This window comes from Mesorhizobium sp. M4A.F.Ca.ET.050.02.1.1 (assembly GCF_003997725.1).
In the GTDB taxonomy this organism is placed as follows: Bacteria; Pseudomonadota; Alphaproteobacteria; order Rhizobiales; family Rhizobiaceae; genus Mesorhizobium.
The window spans coordinates 1-3,557 of the sequence record NZ_RZSG01000634.1; the positions used below are offsets into that span (position 1 = coordinate 1).

The following is a 3,557-nucleotide window of genomic DNA, read 5'->3' on the forward strand; positions in this document are numbered from 1 at the left end:
TCGCCACCGCATTCGGTCTGCATCAGGAAGCCGTGCGCGTTCGCGCCAAGACGAACACGCGGCGCTTCGAAGTCCGCAAACCCTATCGCCACTACTGAATTGCGCCCCGCTTGATTGCGCGAACAGTCCCGATTGCGCCGGCCGTCTGGCCGGCGTTGCTGTTTTAAGCTTATTCGGCAATATCCGGAGCATCGTCCGTGGCATCGGCCTCGCCTTCGACGCTCTCTTCCTCATCCGATTGCGGTTCCGAAATCCGCTCCACCGAAACGACCTTCTCGCCTTCGGCCGTGTTGAAGATGGTCACGCCCTTGGTGGCGCGGCTGGCGAAACGGATGCCGTTGACGGGGACGCGGATGACCGTGCCGCCGTCCGACACCAGCATGATCTGGTCGTCATTGCCAACGGGGAAGGTCGCCACGAGACGACCGATCTCGGCCGTCTTCGACACGTCGGTGGCGCGGATGCCCTTGCCGCCGCGCCCGGTCAGTCGAAAGTCGTAGGACGAAGATCGCTTGCCGTAGCCATATTCCGTCACCGTCAGCACGAGGCGCTCATGCTCCTTGAGGAATTCGTAGCGTTCGTCGGAAAGCTCCGCCTCCTCGCCGATCTCCTCATTGGTCAGCGCGATCTCTTCCTCTTCACCGGCAACACCGGCGGCAAGCCGCCGCTCCGCGGCCGCCCGCTTCAGGTAGGCGGCGCGCTCGGCGGGCGAAGCGTCGACGTTTTCGATCACCGACATGGAGATGACCCGGTCGGTCTCGGCCATGGCGATGCCGCGCACGCCGACCGAGTTGCGGCTCTGGAAGACGCGCACGTCGCTGACCGGGAAGCGGATGCACTGGCCCGAATTCGCCGTCAGAAGCACGTCGTCATTGTCGGTGCAGGTCTCGACGCCGAGGATCTCGTCGCCTTCCTCCTCCAGCTTCATGGCGATCTTGCCGTTGCGGTTGACCTGGACGAAGTCGGACAGCTTGTTCCTGCGCACGGTGCCGCGCGTGGTGGCGAACATCACGTCGAGCTCACCCCAGCTTGCCTCGTCCTCGGGCAGCGGCATGATGGTGGTGATGCGCTCGCCCTGCTCCAGCGGCAGCATGTTGATCAGCGCCTTGCCGCGCGACTGCGGGTTGCCGATAGGCAGTCGCCACACCTTCTCCTTGTAGACGATGCCGCGCGAGGAGAAGAACAGCACCGGCGTGTGCGTGTTTGCGACGAACAGGCGAGTGACGAAATCCTCTTCCTTGGTCGACATGCCGGAGCGGCCCTTGCCGCCGCGGCGCTGCGCCCGGTAGAGCGAGAGCGGCACGCGCTTTATGTAACCGGAATGGCTGACGGTGACGACCATGTCCTCGCGCTGGATCAGGTCCTCGTCTTCCATGTCCGCGCCGCCGTCGGAGAGTTCGGTGCGGCGCGGCGTGCCGAACTCGTCGCGGACCGCGATCAGCTCGTCCTTGACGATCTGCTGGATGCGCGCGCGGGACGACAAAATGTCAAGATAATCAACGATCTCGGCGCCGATCTTGTTCAACTCGTCGGCGATCTCGTCACGGCCGAGCGCAGTCAGGCGCTGCAGGCGCAACTCGAGAATGGCGCGGGCCTGCTCTTCCGACAGATTATAGGTGCCGTCCTCGTTGATGCGGTGGCGCGGGTCGTCGATTAGCTTGATCAGCGACGCGACGTCGTGGGCCGGCCAGCGCCGTTCCATCAACTGCTCGCGCGCCGTCTGCGGATCGGGCGCGGTGCGGATCAGCTTGATCACCTCGTCGATGTTGGCAACGGCGATGGCGAGACCGACCAGGACGTGCGCGCGTTCGCGCGCCTTACGCAAAAGGTACTTGGTGCGGCGGCTGATCACCTCCTCGCGGAAACCGACGAACGCCTTCAGCATGTCGATCAGCGTCATCACTTCCGGCTTGCCGCCGTTCAGCGCCACCATGTTCGCGCCGAAGGAGGTCTGCAGCGGGGTGAAGCGGTAGAGCTGGTTGAGGATGACATCAGCGACGGCGTCGCGCTTCAGTTCGACGACGACGCGGTAGCCCTGGCGGTCGCTCTCGTCGCGAATGTCGGAAATGCCCTCGATGCGCTTGTCGCGCACCAGCTCGGCCATCTTCTCGATCATCGAGGCCTTGTTCACCTGATAGGGAATCTCGGTGATGACGATCGATTCACGGTCGTTGCCGCGCGCCTCGATATTGACGCGGCCGCGCATGACGATGGAGCCACGGCCGGTCGAATAGGCGCTGTAGATGCCTGAACGGCCAAGCACGATGCCGCCGGTCGGAAAATCCGGACCGGGCACGATCTCCATCAGTGTCGGCAGGTCGATTGCAGGGTTGTCGATGAGGGCGATGGCGCCGTTGCAGACTTCGCCGAGATTGTGCGGCGGGATGTTGGTGGCCATGCCGACGGCGATGCCGCCGGAGCCGTTGACCAGAAGGTTCGGGAAGCGGGCCGGCAGAACCTTCGGCTCGCTGCCCGACGCGTCGTAGGTGTCCTGGAAGTCGACGGTTTCCTTGTCGATGTCCTCCAGCAATTCATGCGCGACCTTGGTCAGCCGCGACTCGGTGTAGCGCATCGCCGCCGGCGGATCGCCGTCGATCGAGCCGAAATTGCCCTGCCCGTCGATCAGCGGCACGCGCAGCGACCAGTCCTGCGCCATGCGCACCAGGGCGTCATAGATAGAGGCGTCGCCATGCGGATGGTACTTACCCATCACGTCGGCGACCGGGCGCGCCGATTTCACATACTTGCGGTTCCAGTGGTAGCCGCTCTCATGCGAAGCGTAGAGGATGCGGCGATGCACCGGCTTCAGACCGTCGCGCACGTCGGGCAGCGCGCGGCTGACGATCACGCTCATGGCGTAATCAAGATAGGAGCGCTGCATCTCCTCGATGATCGAAATCGGCTCGATGCCGGTCGGGCCGCCGTCGGCGCCGCGCGGTGTCTTCTGGTCGGTCAAATCAGGTCACAATCCAGTCGGGAATCACTCGCTGCTTATATAGGAAGCGGCGCCGAAACTCCAATCTTCGTGGCGCTTTTCCAGAGACAATTTTGGCGGCAATTTCAAAAGGATACCGCTGATTGCGACGATATGGCCACGGTGGGTTTCGCCGCCGCCGGGGCTGGTTCGTCGCCGATCGCCGTCACCGAGAGCGACCGTACGCTGAACCGGCCCCGGTGGCCGCGTTACGGGCGCCCTCAGTAGCCGCCAGTCCGGCGCGCGCGGTAGGCGCCAGGCGCTTCTCCCATCTCGCGCCTGAAGCGGCGGTTGAAGGTCGACAGGTCGCTGAAACCGGCGTTGAAGGCGATCGTCGAGATCGCCGTGTCGGAGGTGCGCAGTCGCACGGCGGCCTTGTGCAGCCTGGTTTTGAGCAGGAACTGGTAAGGCGTCATCCCGGCGACTTGCCGGAAGCTGCGCAGGAAATGATAGGGGCTCGTCGCCGCGCTGCTGGCGAGGTCGGCGAGCGACAGCGGGCGGTCTGCTTCGAGTTCGATCAGCCGCACCGCCTCGGCGACCCGTTTCTGGTCGCGACGGCTCGGCGCGCGGGCGGCATAAACGG

The 3,557-nt window shown here is 64.4% G+C and carries 2 protein-coding genes; both read right to left on the reverse strand.

Features of this window, described 5'->3' with window-relative positions:
* Positions 1–169: 169 nt before the first annotated feature.
* Entirely contained in the window at positions 170–2,956 is a 2,787-nt protein-coding gene (gene gyrA, locus EOA33_RS28360; protein ID WP_126054742.1) for a DNA gyrase subunit A, read from the reverse strand.
* Between the two features lie 239 nt (positions 2,957–3,195).
* Positions 3,196–3,557: AraC family transcriptional regulator (locus EOA33_RS28365; RefSeq protein WP_145989322.1), on the reverse strand; the 362-nt coding region annotated here is incomplete at its 5' end.